Origin of the sequence: Streptomyces sp. NPDC059917, from assembly GCF_042730635.1 — a bacterium.
Classification (GTDB): Bacteria; Actinomycetota; Actinomycetes; order Streptomycetales; family Streptomycetaceae; genus Streptomyces.
The window spans coordinates 1-17,093 of sequence record NZ_JBHWLC010000123.1 but is presented as its reverse complement, the minus strand read 5'-3'; the positions used below and the strand labels follow the sequence as shown (position 1 = coordinate 17,093).

14 protein-coding genes are annotated in these 17,093 nt (G+C 70.1%); 9 read left to right on the top strand and 5 right to left on the bottom strand.

From position 1 onward, the window contains the following. Positions 1-64: 64 nt before the first annotated feature. Together ACFWAR_RS37210 and eccCa are read right to left on the bottom strand one after the other, a co-directional pair. Positions 65-298: a DUF397 domain-containing protein gene (locus ACFWAR_RS37210; protein WP_354383794.1), complete on the bottom strand. Its 234-nt coding sequence runs from the start codon at positions 296-298 to the stop codon at positions 65-67. Between the two features lie 111 nt (positions 299-409). Then, positions 410-4,363 carry a type VII secretion protein EccCa gene (gene eccCa, locus ACFWAR_RS37205; RefSeq protein WP_385787484.1) on the bottom strand — a complete coding sequence of 1,318 codons (3,954 nt, stop codon included), beginning with the start codon at positions 4,361-4,363 and terminating at the stop codon, positions 410-412. Positions 4,364-4,583: 220 nt separating this feature from the next. Between eccCa and eccD the strand changes: the two genes are divergently transcribed. The 6 genes from eccD to ACFWAR_RS37175 all read left to right on the top strand — a co-directional run bounded on the left by eccD (position 4,584) and on the right by ACFWAR_RS37175 (position 11,702). Then, complete coding sequence (gene eccD, locus ACFWAR_RS37200) at positions 4,584-6,086, top strand: type VII secretion integral membrane protein EccD (protein ID WP_385787481.1); 1,503 nt, start codon at positions 4,584-4,586, stop codon at positions 6,084-6,086. Between the two features lie 184 nt (positions 6,087-6,270). Next, positions 6,271-6,558 carry a 30S ribosomal protein S15 gene (rpsO, locus tag ACFWAR_RS37195; protein ID WP_330332947.1) on the top strand — a complete coding sequence of 96 codons (288 nt, stop codon included), beginning with the start codon at positions 6,271-6,273 and terminating at the stop codon, positions 6,556-6,558. 286 nt (positions 6,559-6,844) lie between these two features. Continuing rightward, positions 6,845-9,067, top strand: coding sequence for a polyribonucleotide nucleotidyltransferase (locus tag ACFWAR_RS37190; protein ID WP_385787487.1), 2,223 nt, complete (start codon positions 6,845-6,847; stop codon positions 9,065-9,067). Then, a complete protein-coding gene (locus ACFWAR_RS37185) occupies positions 9,064-10,440 on the top strand; it encodes a M16 family metallopeptidase (RefSeq protein ID WP_385787477.1) in 1,377 nt (458 codons plus the stop codon). The genes ACFWAR_RS37190 and ACFWAR_RS37185 overlap by 4 nt, the downstream gene beginning before the upstream one ends. 37 nt (positions 10,441-10,477) lie before the next feature. Next, positions 10,478-11,230 carry a 4-hydroxy-tetrahydrodipicolinate reductase gene (gene dapB / locus ACFWAR_RS37180; protein ID WP_354383798.1) on the top strand — a complete coding sequence of 251 codons (753 nt, stop codon included), beginning with the start codon at positions 10,478-10,480 and terminating at the stop codon, positions 11,228-11,230. Between the two features lie 19 nt (positions 11,231-11,249). Beyond that, the gene (locus tag ACFWAR_RS37175; RefSeq protein ID WP_354383799.1) at positions 11,250-11,702 is read left to right on the top strand and encodes a hypothetical protein; all 453 of its coding nucleotides are present in this window, start codon (positions 11,250-11,252) and stop codon (positions 11,700-11,702) included. 46 nt (positions 11,703-11,748) lie between these two features. Here ACFWAR_RS37175 and ACFWAR_RS37170 read toward each other — a convergent pair whose 3' ends face one another. Together ACFWAR_RS37170 and ACFWAR_RS37165 are read right to left on the bottom strand one after the other, a co-directional pair. Further along, a complete protein-coding gene (locus tag ACFWAR_RS37170) occupies positions 11,749-12,309 on the bottom strand; it encodes a PH domain-containing protein (protein WP_385787473.1) in 561 nt (186 codons plus the stop codon). A 104-nt stretch (positions 12,310-12,413) separates the two neighbouring features. Next, positions 12,414-12,653 carry a hypothetical protein gene (locus ACFWAR_RS37165; protein ID WP_385787470.1) on the bottom strand — a complete coding sequence of 80 codons (240 nt, stop codon included), beginning with the start codon at positions 12,651-12,653 and terminating at the stop codon, positions 12,414-12,416. 229 nt (positions 12,654-12,882) lie between these two features. Here ACFWAR_RS37165 and thyX point away from each other — a divergent pair, with 229 nt between their 5' ends. The 3 genes from thyX to ACFWAR_RS37150 all read left to right on the top strand — a co-directional run bounded on the left by thyX (position 12,883) and on the right by ACFWAR_RS37150 (position 16,598). Further along, complete coding sequence (gene thyX, locus ACFWAR_RS37160; protein ID WP_385787467.1) at positions 12,883-13,623, top strand: FAD-dependent thymidylate synthase; 741 nt, start codon at positions 12,883-12,885, stop codon at positions 13,621-13,623. 236 nt (positions 13,624-13,859) lie between these two features. Beyond that, positions 13,860-14,759, top strand: coding sequence for a 4-hydroxy-tetrahydrodipicolinate synthase (gene dapA, locus ACFWAR_RS37155; RefSeq protein WP_385787465.1), 900 nt, complete (start codon positions 13,860-13,862; stop codon positions 14,757-14,759). A gap of 153 nt (positions 14,760-14,912) precedes the next feature. Then, complete coding sequence (locus ACFWAR_RS37150) at positions 14,913-16,598, top strand: ribonuclease J (protein WP_385787463.1); 1,686 nt, start codon at positions 14,913-14,915, stop codon at positions 16,596-16,598. Positions 16,599-16,747: 149 nt separating this feature from the next. Here ACFWAR_RS37150 and ACFWAR_RS37145 read toward each other — a convergent pair. Further along, the coding region (locus tag ACFWAR_RS37145) for a hypothetical protein (RefSeq protein ID WP_385787460.1) at positions 16,748-17,093 on the bottom strand (346 nt) is incomplete at its 5' end.

Below are 17,093 nucleotides of genomic sequence, written 5' to 3'. Positions count from 1 at the left end.
GGAAGTTGCGCGGGACCTTGGGCAGGCCCCTCTCGTGCGTGTGCGACCGTCCGGAGCCGGGCGCCTAGCGGAGGTCGAACTCCCCGTCGCGCGCGCCGAGCACGAAGGCGGTCCACTCCGCCTCGGTGTAGCGCAGCACCGTCTCCGGATCCAGCGAGGACCGCATCGCCACCGCCCCCTCGGGCAGGTGCGCGATCTCGACCCGCTCCTCGTGCTCCTCGGTGCCCGGAGCGCTGATCCACTCCACCCCCGAAATGTCCAGGGCGTACAGCGCGTCCTTCTCGTGTGCGTCAGCCATCGGCACGAATTCCTCTCGGCGGTGCGGGTGGTCACTGCGCGGCCACTCCCCGCATCGTACGTGCGCCCGCCCCGCCCGTCAGCGGTACTGGACCACCCGCACCGCCCTGTGCTAACGGTCCGCCAGCCAGCCCGCCTGGATCAGCGGGGTGCCGCGCTTGCGGGAGACGAAGGTGCCGCGCCCCGGGGGCATCGGGCGGGCCCGGACGTTGCCCAGGATGTCGCCCTCGTTGCGGTCGCCGGACAGGATCAGGCCCTGCGCGCCCAACTCCTTGACCCGCTGCATGAACGGCTCGTACGCACCCCGCGACGCACCCGCCGAGGAGCGGGCCACGATGAAGCGGATGCCCACGTCCCGCGCGAACGGCAGGTTCTCCACCAGCTGCGACAGCGGGTTCGAGGCGTTCGTCGACACCAGCTCGTAGTCGTCGATGATCACGAACAGCTCCGGCCCGGTCCACCAGCTCCGGTCGCGCAGCTGCTGCGGAGTGATGTCCGGCCCCGGGGCGCGCTTGCCCATGACCGTCGCGATCGCCTCCATGTGCATCTGCATGGCCGAGGCCATCGGCGCGTACTCCAACAGGTGCGAGGACGGCACCGCCTCCAGCAGGGTGCGCCGGTAGTCACCGACCACGATCCGCGCCTGCTCCGGCGTGTAGCGCTCGCTGATCTGCTTCGCGATCAGCCGCAGCAGCGCCGTCTTGCCCGACTCGCTCTCACCGAAGATCAGGAAGAACGGATCGGTCTCGAAGTCGATGAAGACCGGTTCCAGGTTGGTCTCGTCGATGCCGATCGCGATGCCGTGCTCCGGGTGCTCGAAGCCCTTCGGCAGCCGGTCCGCGGGCAGCTTGCGCGGCAGCAGCCGCACCGCCGGCGCCCCCGGCCCCGACCAGCCCGTGCGCACGGACTCCACGAACGCGGCGGTCGCGTCCGACATCCCGTCCGGACCCGCCTGCCCGTCCACCCGCGGCAGCGCCGACATGAAGTGCAGCTTCTCCGGAACCTGGCCCCGGCCCGGCGCGCCCTGCGGCACGTTCGCCGCGACCTTGCGGTCGAACTCGGAGTCCATGACGTCACCGAGGCGCAGCTCCAGGCGCCCCAGGATCTGGTCCTTGAGCGCCGCGCGCACCTCCATGTACCGGGAGGCGGTCAGCACCACGTGGATGCCGTAGCCCAGCCCGCGCGCCGCGATGTCCGCGACCACCGGCTCCAGGTGCTCGTAGTCGTTCTTGAACTGGCCCCAGCCGTCGATCAACAGGAAGACGTCGCCGAACGCCTCCTCCGCCAGGTCGCCCGAGGCCCGCCGGCGCCGGTAGGTCCCGATCGAATCGATCGCGTGCGCGCGGAAGAACTCCTCGCGCCGGTTCAGCACGCCCGCCACCTCCGCGACCGTGCGCCGCACCCGCTCCGGGTCCAGCCGCGAGGCGATCCCGCCGACGTGCGGCAGGTCCTGCACCGCGGAGAAACCGCCGCCGCCGAAGTCCAGACCGTAGATCTGCACCTCGCGGGGGGTGTGCGTGAGCGCGAAGGAGGACACCAGCGTCCGCATCAGCGTCGACTTGCCCGACTGCGGACCACCGACGATCAGCAGGTGACCGGCGGCTCCCGAGAAGTCCCGGTAGAGCACCTCGCGCCGCTGCTCGAAGGGCTTGTCGATCAGGCCGAGCGGCACGACGAGCCCACCGGGCCGCGTGTACCCCTCCGCGTGCAGTCCGCGCTCCGCCGTGGCGGCCAGCGCGGGCAGCAGCTGGTCCAGCGGCGGCGCCTGGTCGAGCGGCGGCAACCACACCTGGTGCGCCGGCACGCCCTGGCCCTCCAGCCGCGCCACGATCACGTCGAGCACCGTGTCCGCGAGCGCGTCGTCCGCGCGTGCCGCCTGCGCCGCCAGGTACGCCGGGTCCGGCGCCGCGTACACCACCGGCACCGGCGTCGCCGTGAACAGCGCGGGCCGCCGCTCCAGCGGGAACCGGCCCACCGACAGGTCCGGGCCGCCCGAGCGGTAGGTGCCCGAGACGTACGCCGCCTTGAAGCGGGTCATCTCGTCCGTGCCGAACTTCAGGTAGCCCGAACCGGGCACCGACGGCAGGTGGTAGGCGTCCGGCACGCCGATCGCCGTCCGCGACTCCGCCGCCGAGAAGGTCCGCAGACCGATCCGGTAGGAGAGGTAGGTGTCCAGGCCGCGGAGCTTGCCCTCCTCCAACCGCTGCGAGGCCAGCAGCAGGTGCACGCCCAGCGACCGGCCGATCCGGCCGATCTGGATGAACATGTCGATGAAGTCGGGCTTCGCCGTGAGGAGTTCGCTGAACTCGTCGATGACGAGGACCAGCGCGGCCAGCGGCTCCAGCGGCGCGCCCGCCGCCCGCGCCTTCTCGTAGTCGTGCATGTTGGCGTAGTTGCCCGCCGACCGCAGCAGCTCCTGGCGCCGCTGGAGCTCGCCGCGGATCGAGTCGCCCATGCGGTCCACGAGGGTCAGGTCGTCGGCCAGGTTGGTGATGACCGCCGCCACGTGCGGCATCTGCGACATGCCCGTGAAGGTCGCACCGCCCTTGAAGTCCGCGAGCACGAAGTTCAGCGTCTCCGAGGTGTGCGTGACCGCCAGGCCCAGCACCAGCGTGCGCAGCAGCTCCGACTTGCCGGAACCGGTCGCGCCGACGCACAGGCCGTGCGGCCCCATGCCCTCCTGCGCCGCCTCCTTGAGGTCCAGCATCACCGGGGCGCCGCCCTCGCCGACCCCGATCGGCACGCGCAGCCGCTCACCGGCGGAGCGCGGCCGCCAGGTCCGCGCCACGTCGATCGAGCCCGCGTCGCCCAGGTTCAACAGGTCGGTGAAGTCCAGGTTGGCGAGCAGCGGCTCGTCGTCGTCCCCGCCGCCCGTGCGCAGCGGCGCCAGCTGGCGCGCCAACGCCTCGGCCGCAGGCAGCGACAGGACGTCCGGCACGCCCTCGTACGCGATGCCCGCACCCGACTCCAGCCGCAGCCGACCGGGCCGCACCACGACGGACAGCCCGCCGCGCGGCTCGTCCAGCTCGCCCGGGACCACCTCGACGATGGTGATCCCCTGCAACCCCTCGGCCGCCGCGAACACCGAATCCGGCGGCACCATCCCGCCGTCGAGCACCACCACGATGTGCGGCTGGTCCAGCACCGGCTGCACGTCCCGGCTGAACCGCGGCCGCCCGTCCAACCGCGCCGCGAGGAGCTCCTCGATCTCACCCAGGTCGTCGCCGAACAACCGCTTCGTGCCGGCCCCGTCCACCTGACCGGGCACCTGCGTGTGCGGCAGCCACTTCGTCCAGTCCCACACCGGCACCGCACCCGGCGCGGCCACCACGGCCACCATCAGGTCCTCGGGGGAGTGCAGCGTCGCCAGCTGGGCCACCAGCGCCCGCGCCGTGCCCCGCGCCGCCTCCGGCTCGCCGGACACCGTCACGTGGTAGAACGCCCGCACCGACACCGCCACCGGCAGCCCGTCCAGCGAGGAGTGCACCTTGAGGAAGCGCTGCATCGCGCCCGCCGTCAGCGGCTCCAGCTCGTCCACCGGCGCCGTGTCCGGCGCCACCAGCGGCGTCGCCAGCCGCTGCGCGCCCAGGCCCAGCCGGGCCTGACCGAAGTCCTCGTCGCCGACCCGCCGCTCCCACAGCCGCGAGCCCTCGGCCACCACCGACCACAGCTGCTCGGGGGCCGGGTGCAGGTACAGCTGCGCGTCGCGCTGCGCGCGCGCGGTCCGCCGCACCTGGCGCCGCGTCTGCGCGAGGTACTTGAGGTAGTCGCGGCGCACGTCGGCCATTTGCCCCTGCGTACCGCGCCGGTAGCGCATGATCTGCGCGATGACCATGCCCACCGTCGACACCAGCATCAGCACACCCATGATGCGCATGAACGACGGCACGTTCGGCATGAAGAAGAACACGACGGAAGAGCCCATGCCGAGCATCGGCAGGAGCTGCATCGCCATGCCTTCCTGCTGCCCGCGCGGCAGCTCCGGCGGAGGCTCCAGGTGCAGTTCGTCCGAAGGTACTTCGGGCGGCAGCGACCGTGGCGGGCGTTTGACGACGATCTGGCTCACCGGAGCATCAATCCCTCGAAAACGGACGGGACGTCGATACCGGCGCCCCCAAGTCCCGGGTGCGGAGCGGGTGTCCTCCGCGCGGGAGGTGATCCTACTTGCCGACAGTCCGCCTTATGCCCGGTAGGGTGGCCGCGCGCAGCATGCGCATCCGCGAATCCGCAGTGCGGCAGGTGTCGGCGTCGCGCCGGACGAGTCCGCCAACCAGGGGGTCACACAGGTGAGTACGGCCGCAACGACGGGTTTCTGCAGGGTCACCGTCGTGGCCCCGGACAGCCGCATCGACGTCGCCCTCCCCGAGGACATCGCCGTCGCCGACGTCTATCCCGAGCTGCTCCGCCTCACCGGCCAGACCCAGCCCGTCGGCGCCCCCACCGGCTACCACCTGGTGCGCCGCGACGGCACCGTCCTCGACGGCGCCCGCACCCTGGCCGGCCAGCAGGTGCTCGACGGCGAAGTGCTGAGCCTGCGCCCCTTCGCGGAATCGCTGCCGCCCGCCGTCTTCGACGACGTCTCCGACGCCGTCGCCTCGGCCGTGGTCCGCGACCGGCACCGCTGGAGCGACGACATGCTGCGCGGCGCGGGCCTGGCCGGCGCCGTCCTGCTGCTCGTCCTGATCGGCTTCGTCCTCTGGTACGCCGACCCCGTCCGCCACGACATGCACGGCCTGCCCGGCATCATCGCCGGCACCCTCGGCCTGCTGCTCACCGCGGCCGCCGGTCTGCGCGCCCGGGTCTACCGCGACCGCGGCTCCGCCGTCGCCCTCGGCCTCGGCGCCCTCCCGCTCCTGCTGATCGCGGGCTCCGGGATCATCGGGCCCGACCCGGGCCAAGGACCCGGCCGGCTCCAGTTCCTGCTGGGCTGCGTCGTCGTCCTGGTCGCCTCGGTCGCCCTGGCCGCCCTCACCCCCAGCGGCGACGCCCCCTTCGTCGCGGCCACCTTCCTCGGCGCCACCGGCACGATCGCCACCTTCGTCGCGATCCTCACCGAGGCCTCCGCGACCGCGACCGCCTCCGTCTGCGCCCCCACCGCCATCGCCCTGGTCGCCTTCCTCCCCGGCCTCTCCGCGCGCTTCGCCCGGCTGCCCATCGGCTACGCCGCCCCGCAGAGCTCCGTGGAGGATTACGAGACCCCGGACCGCTACGAGGGCGAGCCCTACGGCGACCCCTCCTCGGACCCCTCCGAACAGGGCGCCCCCCTGGACGCCGAGCTGATCGCCGCCCAGGCCCGCCGCGGCCACGAGATGCTGCTCGGCCTGGTCGGCGGCTGCGCCGCGGTCGTCGTCGGCTCCGCCGCCGTGCTCGGCTTCTCCCACGACCTGTGGGGCCAGCTGCTCGCCCTGGGCGCCGGACTGGCCATGCTGCTGCGCGCCCGCCTCTTCCGTTACACCTCGCAGGTGGTGTGCGCCCTGACCGCCGGGCTCGCCGCCATCGCCCTGCTCGTCCTCGGGCTGGCCCTGAACCCGCCGACCGCGCTGCTGGACGACCTGTACAAGTACGGGGAGCACGGCGGCCTGGACATCCGTACGATCTGGCTCTCGGCCGCCGTCGCCGCGGGCGCCGCGCTGCTCGCCATGATCGCGCTGGTCATCCCGAGCAAGGGCCTGTCACCCTTCTGGGGTCGACTCCTCGACCTCACCGAGGCCGCCGTACTGCTCAGCCTGGTCCCGCTCTGCCTGGCCGTCCTCGACGTCTACACCGCGGCCCGCTCGCTCACCAGCTGAGACGGACCGCTCCGGCGGCCTGGTACTGTGGGTGACGGCCGTTTGTGTACGCGCTCCCGGAGCCTTCTCGCGAAGCCTCTGAGAACTGCGCCCAACGGACCCCGCCTCCCGAGTTACGGAAGCTCCCCAGAGAATTCGACCTGGGGCACTCGGTGGCTACGAAGACCTATCACGAGGAGTACGCGTGCCGCTCGACGCCGCTACGAAGAAGCAGATCATGACCGAGTTCGGCACCAAGGAGGGCGACACCGGCTCCCCCGAGGTGCAGGTCGCGATGCTCTCCCGCCGCATCTCGGACCTGACCGAGCACCTGAAGGCCCACAAGCACGACCACCACTCGCGTCGTGGCCTGCTGATCCTGGTCGGCCAGCGCCGCCGCCTGCTGCAGTACCTGGCCAAGAAGGACATCGCGCGCTTCCGCATCCTGGTCGAGCGCCTCGGCATCCGCCGCGGTGCCGCGGGCGCCAAGTAAGAACGCCGTGAAGGGAGCGGTTCCCACGATTAGGGGACCGCTCCCTTTGCTGTACGTGCGGGACGTACCGGACGCTTTGTAGTCTGGTTCGCAGCACAACAGAAGAGGAGGAGCGCCCTCCCTACGCCGCCGGTCCTCGGTAGTGGCACCCGGAAGGCCCGAATGCCGGGCCACGAACCGGATGCTTCGATCGAAGACCGGCCCGCACGCAAGGAGCGCTTCTCCGAAAACCGTCCCCCGCCACACGGGCGGAGGACGGGAGACGACGAAAATGGAGAAAACGCTAGTGGAGAACGAGACCCACTACGCCGAGGCCGTCATTGACAACGGTTCCTTCGGCACCCGCACCATCCGCTTCGAGACGGGCCGTCTGGCCCGCCAGGCCGCCGGCTCCGCCGTTGCCTACCTGGACGACGACACGATGGTGCTGTCCGCCACCACCGCGTCGAAGAAGCCCAAGGACCAGCTCGACTTCTTCCCCCTGACGGTGGACGTCGAGGAGCGGCAGTACGCGGCCGGCAAGATCCCCGGCTCCTTCTTCCGTCGTGAGGGCCGGCCCTCCGAGGACGCGATCCTCACCTGCCGCCTGATCGACCGCCCGCTGCGTCCTTCCTTCAAGAAGGGCCTGCGCAACGAGATCCAGGTCGTCGCCACGATCATGGCGCTCAACCCGGACCACCTGTACGACGTCATCGCGATCAACGCCGCGTCCGCGTCCACCCAGCTGGCCGGTCTGCCCTTCTCCGGCCCGATCGGCGGCGTCCGCGTCGCGCTGATCCGTGGCCAGTGGGTCGCCTTCCCGACGCACACCGAGCTCGAGGACGCCGTCTTCGACATGGTCGTCGCCGGTCGCGTGCTCGACGACGGTGACGTCGCGATCATGATGGTCGAGGCCGAGGCCACCGAGAAGACCATCGCCCTGGTCAAGGGCGGCGCCGAGGCCCCCACCGAAGAGGTCGTCGCCGCCGGTCTGGACGCCGCGAAGCCCTTCATCAAGGTCCTCTGCAAGGCGCAGGCCGACCTCGCGTCGAAGGCCGCCAAGCCCACCGGCGATTTCCCGGTCTTCCTGGACTACCAGGACGACGTCTACGAGGCCCTCGCGGCCGCGGTCAAGGGCGACCTCACCAAGGCGCTGACCATCGCGGGCAAGCAGGACCGCGAGGCCGAGCTGGACCGCATCAAGGAGATCGCCGCCGCGAAGCTCCTCCCGGCCTTCGAAGGCCGCGAGAAGGAGATCTCGGGCGCGTACCGCAGCCTGACCAAGGCCCTGGTCCGCGAGCGCGTCATCAAGGACAAGGTCCGCATCGACGGCCGCGGGCTCACGGACATCCGTACCCTCGCCGCCGAGGTCGAGGCCATCCCGCGCGTGCACGGCTCGGCGCTGTTCGAGCGTGGCGAGACCCAGATCCTGGGCGTCACCACCCTCAACATGCTCCGCATGGAGCAGCAGCTGGACACCCTCTCCCCGGTGACCCGCAAGCGCTACATGCACAACTACAACTTCCCGCCGTACTCGGTCGGCGAGACGGGTCGCGTGGGTTCGCCCAAGCGCCGCGAGATCGGCCACGGCGCGCTCGCCGAGCGCGCGATCGTGCCGGTCCTGCCGACCCGCGAGGAGTTCCCCTACGCGATCCGTCAGGTGTCCGAGGCCCTCGGCTCCAACGGCTCGACCTCCATGGGCTCCGTCTGCGCCTCCACCATGTCGCTGCTGAACGCCGGTGTGCCGCTCAAGGCCCCCGTCGCCGGCATCGCCATGGGTCTGATCTCCCAGGAGATCGACGGCAAGACGCACTACGTCGCCCTCACCGACATCCTCGGTGCGGAGGACGCCTTCGGCGACATGGACTTCAAGGTCGCCGGCACCAAGGAGTTCGTGACCGCCCTCCAGCTGGACACCAAGCTGGACGGCATCCCGGCCTCCGTCCTGGCCGCGGCCCTCACCCAGGCCCGCGACGCCCGCCTCCACATCCTCGACGTGATGATGGAAGCGATCGACACGCCGGACGAGATGTCCCCCAACGCCCCGCGGATCATCACGGTCAAGATCCCCGTGGACAAGATCGGTGAGGTCATCGGCCCCAAGGGCAAGATGATCAACCAGATCCAGGAGGACACCGGCGCCGAGATCACGATCGAGGACGACGGCACCATCTACATCGGCGCCTCCGACGGTCCGGCCGCCGAGGCCGCCCGCGCCACGATCAACCAGATCGCCAACCCGACCATGCCGGAGGTCGGCGAGCGCTACCTGGGTACGGTCGTCAAGACCACCACCTTCGGTGCCTTCGTCTCCCTCATGCCCGGCAAGGACGGCCTCCTGCACATCTCGCAGATCCGCAAGCTCGCCGGTGGCAAGCGCGTGGAGAACGTCGAGGACGTGCTCGCGGTCGGCACCAAGGTCCAGGTCGAGATCGCCGAGATCGACTCCCGTGGCAAGCTGTCGCTGATCCCCGTGATCGACGGCGAAGCGGCCGACGCCGACGCTGACAAGGACGACTCCGACAAGTGATGTCGCGTAGTTCCCGAGTGACGGCCCGCACCTCTTCCGAGGTGCGGGCCGTCGCCCGTACCCAAACCCTGCTCCCCGGCGAGAACGGGATCGGCACGGTCCGCCGCACGACCCTGCCGAACGGACTGCGCATCGTCACCGAGACGCTGCCGTCCGTGCGCTCGGCGACCTTCGGCATCTGGGCCCACGTCGGATCCCGCGACGAGACCCCCACGCTGAACGGCGCCACCCATTACCTGGAGCACCTCCTCTTCAAGGGCACCAAGAAGCGCAGCGCCCTCGACATCTCCTCCTCGATCGACGCGGTCGGCGGAGAGATGAACGCCTTCACGGCGAAGGAGTACACCTGCTACTACGCACGGGTGCTCGACACGGACCTGCCGCTCGCCATCGACACGGTGTGCGACATGCTCACCGGCTCGCTGATCCGCGAGGAGGACGTCGACGCCGAGCGCGGCGTCATCCTCGAAGAGATCGCGATGACCGAGGACGACCCGGGCGACTGCGTGCACGACCTGTTCGCGCACACCATGCTGGGCGACACCCCGCTGGGCCGTCCCGTCCTCGGCACCGTCGACACGATCAACGCGCTGACCGCCGACCGGATCCGCCGCTTCTACAAGAAGCACTACGACCCGACGCACCTGGTCGTGGCCGCCGCGGGCAACGTCGACCACGCCAAGGTCGTCCGCCAGGTCCGCGCCGCCTTCGAGCGCGCCGGCTTCGACGGCACCGGCCAGGAGCCCATCGGCCCGCGCACCGGCACCCGCCGGATCCGCGTCGCCGGGCAGGTCGAGCTGGTCAACCGCAAGACCGAGCAGGCCCACGTGGTCCTCGGGATGCCGGGACTCGCCCGCACCGACGAGCGCCGCTGGGCGCTCGGCGTGCTGAACACCGCCCTCGGCGGCGGGATGTCCTCCCGCCTCTTCCAGGAGGTCCGCGAGAAGCGCGGCCTGGCCTACAGCGTGTACTCGTACACCTCCGGCTTCGCCGACACCGGCCTCTTCGGGGTCTACGCGGGCTGCCGCCCCAGCCAGGTCCACGACGTGCTGCGGATCTGCCGGGACGAGCTGGACAAGGTCGCCACCGAAGGGCTCACCGACGAGGAGATCCGCCGCGCCATCGGGCAGCTCTCCGGCTCCACGGTGCTCGGCCTGGAGGACACCGGCGCCCTCATGAACCGCATCGGCAAGAGCGAGCTGTGCTGGGGCACCCAGATGTCGGTCTCCGACATGTTGGCCCGGATCGCCGAGGTGACCCCGGACGACGTCCGCGCGGTCGCGCACGATGTACTGGCCCAGCGGCCGTCGCTGTCGGTGATCGGCCCGCTGAAGGAGAAGCAGGCCGCGCGCCTCGACGAAGCGGTCGCGTAGCAACGTACGACGTCACGGACGTAAGGAAGCGAAAGACATGAGCAAGCTGCGCGTGGCCGTCCTCGGTGCCAAGGGCCGGATCGGCTCCGAGGCCGTCCGGGCCGTCGAGGCCGCCGAGGACATGGAACTGGTCGCCGCCCTCTCCCGCGGGGACAAGCTGGAGACGCTGGCCGAGGTCGGCGCCGAGGTCGTGGTCGAGCTGACCACCCCCGCCTCCGTCATGGGCAACCTCGACTTCTGCGTGCGCCACGGCATGCACGCGGTCGTCGGCACGACCGGCTGGACCGAGGACCGCCTCGCGCAGCTGAACACCTGGCTCTCCGGTTCGCCGCGGACCGGTGTGCTCATCGCCCCGAACTTCTCCATCGGCGCGGTGCTCACGATGAAGTTCGCGGCCCAGGCCGCGCGCTACTTCGACTCCGTCGAGGTCATCGAGCTGCACCACCCGAACAAGGTCGACGCGCCCTCCGGCACGGCGACCCGCACGGCGCAGCTGATCGCGGCGGCCCGCGCCGAAGCCGGCTGCGCCCCGCAGCCCGACGCCACGGTCACCGCGCTCGACGGCGCCCGCGGCGCCGACGTGGACGGCGTCCGGGTGCACGCGATCCGCCTGGCGGGCCTGCTGGCCCACCAGGAGGTGCTGCTCGGCGGTCAGGGCGAGACCCTGACCCTGCGCCACGACTCCCTGCACCACAGCAGCTTCATGCCGGGCATCCTGCTCGGCGCGCGCCGCGTGACGCAGACCCCGGGCCTCACCTTCGGCCTGGAACACTTCCTCGACCTCGGCTGAGCAGGCAGTAGCACTCCTTATGCGCGCGAAGATCATCTACTTCATCACGGCCGCCGTCCTGGTCTTCTACTTCGTCCTGGCCGGCCGCCAGGGCGTGACCCTGCTGTCCATGGGCACCTGGATCACCGTCCCCCTCGGGCTGTCGGTGCTGGTCCTGCCCGTCGTCGGTGTGTGGTTCCTCTGGAAGAACACGCGGTTCGTCACCCGGGCCAACCAGCTCTCCACCGAGCTGGAGGCCGAGGGCGGGCTGCCCGTGGACGAGTTGGAGCGGGACGAGTACGGCCGGATCCTGCGGGACTCGGCCGACGAGGTCTTCGCGCGCCGCAAGGCCGAGACCGAGCGGGCTCCGGGGGACTGGCGCAACTGGTTCCGCCTCGCGGTGGCCTACCACGACGCCCGCGACACCCCGCGGGCCCGCAAGGCCATGCAGCGGGCGATCGCCCTCCACGACGGAAAGGCCGTACAGGTCTGATACCTGTACGGCCCTCCGCGCGGCGTGTGCGTCCGGTGACGCCCGATCAGCCGACCGGCACGGCCCGGTACTCCTCGGCCCAGGCCTCGACGACGCCCGCGGCACGGTCGAAGGCCTCGGCACGGGCCAGGAAGTCCGCGCTGTGGTCGGTGAGCAGCACCGGGGCCGGGGCCCCGTCGCGCGCGGCCACGGTCAGCGCCTGTCCCTGCACGGTGCGGGGCAGGCCGAGCCAGCGCACCGGCTGCTGGACCGTGCGGACCTCGCCGACCTCGGACCAGGGGATGGAGCGGGTCGAGAAGAAGGACACCCGGCGCAGCCCCGTACGGCTCACCCAGACGCCCGCGCGCAGCATCCGCAGCGCGGTCGCGATGACCGCGAGGGCGGCGGCGGCACAGACGGCGGCGCCGGCCCATGCGCCCGCGAACGCGATGATCATCGTCGCGAGCAGCATGAACGAGGCCAGCAGGAGCAGTACGGCCGCGATGGCCACCCGCCAGGGGCCGGGCCGGTAGGGCCGGCGCCAGCGGTCGGGGTCGTCGTGGGGGAGCGCCGCGTCGGCATCGTCCTCGCCGTCGAGGTGCTCGGCCGTCAGGAAGGGCAGGGGCACGGCTGATCCTCACTCACATGCACATTCGGTAGGGCAGTGCCGGTGAGGCTACCCAGTCCGATCACGGCCGACCACCTCAGGGGGGCCGGACGGGTCGGTACGGCTCAACGCCCTTCGGAGGCCTCGGACTGCTGGGCCTTTTCGGGCGCCTTGTGCGGCTGCAGTGCGGGCATGCCGAAGAGCAACGAGCCGACGAGCCCCGCCACCACGGTCAGTCCGACCAGACTACGGGCGGCGATCTGCCCGAAACCGAGACTCTCGCGTGGCGGCGGGGTGACGTTGCTGCGGAAACGGTCGGCCTCGGCGACGAAGGCAAACGGGACGGGTTCGCGCCGGCGGAACATGGGAGCGACTCTCCTCACGATCGGGCCCTTGGGGCCGGGTGGCGACCCGGGTGGCCACCACTACTCGTAAGGACGTACAACGGGGCCGAACGGTGCCGGATTTCGGCAATTTAGCGGAACTTTATGGCTGGGAGTCAGATGTGGAACGGTCTGTGCGCCGGTCCGGGGACCGGTGCCCGGCGCCGTAGAGTGGTCGCGCCCCAAGCGATGCCCTTTGGAAGGACCCCCGGTGAGCGAGACCGCCGCTTCAGACCTCAAACCCAGCTTCCGCAGTGACGTCACGGTGGAGTTGGTGAAGCACTCCGCCGCGGACTCCGACGTGCTGTGGGCGGCCCGGGTCTCCACGGCCGGGGAGCAGTCCCTCGAAGAGCTCCAGAAGGACCCCGAGCGGTCCAAGGGCCTGATCAACTACCTGATGCGGGACCGCCACGGCAGCCCCTTCGAGCACAACTCGATGACCTTCTTCATCAGCGCCCCGATCTTCGTCTTCCGCGAGTTCATGCGGCACCGCGTGGGCTGGTCCTACAACGAGGAATCGGGCCGCTACAGGGAGCTCCAGCCGGTCTTCTACGTGCCCGACGCCGAGCGCAAGCTGGTCCAGGAGGGCCGCCCGGGCAAGTACGTCTTCGTCGACGGCACGGTGGACCAGCAGGAGCTGACCGGCCGCGTCATGGAGGACTCGTACCGCCAGGCCTACGAGGCGTACCAGGAGATGCTCGCCGCGGGCGTGGCCCGCGAGGTGGCCCGCGCGGTGCTGCCGGTCGGCCTCTTCTCGTCGATGTACGCCACCTGCAACGCGCGCTCGCTCATGCACTTCCTCGGCCTGCGCACCCAGCACGAGCTGGCGGCGGTCCCGTCCTTCCCGCAGCGGGAGATCGAGATGGTCGGCGAGAAGATGGAAGAGCACTGGGCGACCCTGATGCCCCTGACCTACGCGGCCTTCAACACCAACGGCCGTGTGGCTCCGTAACGCCGGAATCCCGTGCGGCGCCCGGCACGTACGCATGTACGGAGACTTGACCGAAGTGTCCGTATTGCGACGTTTCGCAAAGTTCATCTAGGCTGATCAAACGGACCCGGCACTGCTTGAACCCCCGAGCAGGCAGTGCCGGGATCCAACACCACCCGGCCTCCAGGGGTCGGCACCCCCCTGTTGACGTCCCCCGAGGGGACACCGCGAGCGTGGCAGCGAGTAGCGTGTTACCCATGGCTCCGATCTCGACTCCGCAGACCCCCTTCGGGCGGGTCCTCACCGCCATGATCACGCCGTTCACGGCGGATGGCGCACTCGACCTCGACGGCGCGCAGCAGCTCGCCGTCCACCTGGTGGACGCAGGCAACGACGGCCTGATCATCAACGGGACCACCGGTGAGTCCCCGACCACCACCGACGCGGAGAAAAACGACCTCGTACGAGCCGTGCTCGAAGCGGTCGGAGACCGCGCCCACGTGGTCGCCGGCATCGGCACCAACGACACCGCCCACACCCTCGAGCTGGCCCGCGAGGCCGAGCGCACCGGCGCGCACGGCCTGCTCGCGGTCACGCCGTACTACAGCAAGCCGCCGCAGGAGGGCCTCTACCGGCACTTCACGGCGATCGCCGACGCCACCGGGCTGCCGGTCATGCTCTACGACATCCCCGGTCGCAGTGGTGTCCCGATCAACACCGAAACCATCGTGCGCCTCGCCGAGCACCCGCGTATCGTCGCCAACAAGGACGCCAAGGGTGACCTGGGCCGTGCCAGCTGGGCCATCGCGCAGAGCGGCCTGGCCTGGTACTCCGGCGACGACATGCTGAACCTGCCCCTGCTCTCCGTCGGCGCGGCCGGTTTCGTCTCCGTCGTCGGCCACGTGGTCACCCCCGAGCTGCGCTCCATGCTGGAGGCCTACCTCGGCGGCGACGTGCAGAAGGCGACCGAGATCCACCAGAAGCTGCTCCCGGTCTTCACCGGCATGTTCCGCACGCAGGGCGTCATCACCACCAAGGGCGCGCTGAACCTCCAGGGCCTGCCCGCGGGCCCGCTGCGACTGCCGCTGATCGAGCTGACGGCCGAAGAGACGGCCCAGCTCAAGATCGATCTTGCTGCCGGCGGGGTACAGCTCTGACATCGGGCCCGACGCCGGGCACCACAGACTTCACAACTGAATAGGCAGTACCAGAAACACCCACAAGACACACAGCAAGTGCACCTGTGCACGAATGACATGCCCGCCACGTGCCTTCGTAGGTACGTGGCGTGTGTGGTTGAGGAGATACTTTTGAGCCATCCGCACCCTGAACTGGGCCCGCCGCCGAAGCTCGCCAAGGGCGGCCTCCGGGTCACCCCCCTGGGCGGTCTCGGTGAGATCGGCCGGAACATGACCGTCTTCGAGTTCGACGGTCGTCTGCTGATCGTCGACTGCGGCGTCCTCTTCCCCGAAGAGGAGCAGCCGGGCATCGACCTGATCCTTCCGGACTTCTCGTCCATCCGGGACCGTCTCGACGACATCGAGGGCATCGTCCTCACGCACGGCCACGAGGACCACATCGGCGCCGTCCCGTTCCTCCTCCGGGAGAAGCCGGACATCCCGCTGATCGGCTCCAAGCTGACGCTGGCCCTCATCGAGGCGAAGCTCCAGGAGCACCGCATCCGCCCCTACACCCTTGAGGTGAAGGAAGGCGAGCGCGAGAACCTCGGCCCCTTCGACTGCGAATTCATCGCGGTCAACCACTCCATCCCGGACGCCCTGGCCGTGGCCATCCGCACCGGCGCCGGCATGGTCGTGTGCACCGGTGACTTCAAGATGGACCAGCTGCCGCTGGACAACCGCCTCACCGACCTGCACGCCTTCGCGCGACTGAGCGAAGAGGGCATCGACCTCCTCCTCTCGGACTCGACGAACGCCGAGGTCCCCGGCTTCGTGCCGCCGGAGCGGGAGATCTCCAACGTCCTGCGGTCGGTCTTCGCGAGCGCCAACAACCGGATCATCGTGGCGAGCTTCGCCAGCCACGTGCACCGCATCCAGCAGATCCTCGACGCCGCCCACGAGTACGGCCGCCGGGTCGCCTTCGTCGGCCGCTCGATGGTCCGCAACATGGGCATCGCCCGTGACCTGGGCTACCTGCGGGTCCCGGCCGGTCTCGTCGTGGACGTCAAGACGCTCGACGACCTGCCGGCCCACGAGGTCGTCCTGGTCTGCACCGGTTCGCAGGGCGAGCCGATGGCCGCGCTGTCCCGCATGGCCAACCGCGACCACCAGATCCGGATCGTCCCCGGCGACACCGTGATCCTCGCGTCGTCGCTGATCCCGGGCAACGAGAACGCGGTCTACCGCGTGATCAACGGCCTGACCCGCTGGGGCGCCAACGTCGTCCACAAGGGCAACGCCAAGGTGCACGTCTCGGGCCACGCCTCGGCCGGCGAGCTGCTGTACTTCTACAACATCTGCAAGCCGCGGAACCTCATGCCGGTCCACGGCGAATGGCGCCACCTGCGCGCCAACGCCGAGCTGGGCGCCCTGACGGGCGTCCCGAAGGACCGCATCGTCATCGCCGAGGACGGCGTGGTCGTCGACCTCATCGACGGCAAGGCCAAGATCACGGGCAAGGTCCAGGCCGGCTACGTGTACGTCGACGGCCTCTCGGTCGGCGACGTCACCGAGGCCTCCCTCAAGGACCGCCGCATCCTCGGCGACGAGGGCATCATCTCGGTCTACGTCGTGGTCGACAGCACCACGGGCAAGATCGTGAGCGGCCCGAACATCCAGGCCAGGGGCTCCGGCATCGAGGACTCGGCCTTCGCCGCGGTCCTGCCGAAGATCGAGGAGTCCATCGCCCGCGCGGCGGCGGACGGCGTCGCGGAGCCGCACCAGATCCAGCAGCTCATCCGCCGCACCATGGGCAAGTGGGTCTCGGACGGCTACCGCCGCCGCCCGATGATCCTCCCCGTCGTGGTCGAGGTCTGACGCTCTCCGTAGCGACCTCGTAGCGTCCTCACTGGAGCGGGGCAACCGGATTTGCATCCGGGGGCCCCGCTCCAGTACGTTTACGTCTCCCGCCTCGAAGGAACCTGCGAGCACTCACGTGCCCGGGCACACCCACGAGCGCGGGTAAATCAGCCCAGGGAAACCTGATAAGGTCTGAACCTCCCGAAAGGGAAAGGCCCCCAACGGCCACCGAATTCGAATTCAACTCCGGTAAACGGAGCGGGAAAAGAATCTGGTAGAGTTGGAACCGCAGGAAAGGGAAACGCGAAAGCGAAGACCTGGAAAGTGAAAAGCAGGATCCCGCTTCGACCGGGAATCGGACACGAAAGAGTCTGATAGAGTCGGAAACGAAGAACGAAGCCCGGAGGAAAGCCCGCGAGGGTCAGTACAAAGGAAGCGTCCGTTCCTTGAGAACTCAACAGCGTGCCAAAAATCAACGCCAGAAGTTGATACCCCGTCCACTTCGGTGGATGA